General features: G+C 64.2%; 1 protein-coding gene. It reads left to right on the forward strand.

Annotated features, from left to right (window positions below; genetic code table 11):
* Positions 1–296 (forward strand): transposase (locus AC6CHP_RS20775; RefSeq protein WP_498232067.1); only part of this gene is annotated, 296 nt, incomplete at both ends.

Below are 296 nucleotides of genomic sequence, written 5' to 3' on the forward strand. Positions count from 1 at the left end.
CTGGAGACCGCTCTGGAAGCCGAGCTGACAGAGCACCTCGGCCACGAGCACGGCCAGACACCGATCGCAGCCAACATGCGTAACGGCACCAGGTCAAAGACCGTGTTGACCGAGATCGGTCCGGTCGAGATTGAGGTGCCCCGGGATCGGGACGGCTCGTTCGAGCCGGTAATCGTGCCCAAGCGGAAACGGCGTCTGGACGGGATCGACCAGATCGTGCTCTCCCTCTCTGCCCGAGGGCTGACGACCGGGGAAATCGCCGCGCACTTCGAGGAGGTTTACGGGGCTAAGGTCTC

Source organism: Pseudarthrobacter sp. GQ63 (assembly GCF_059758765.1).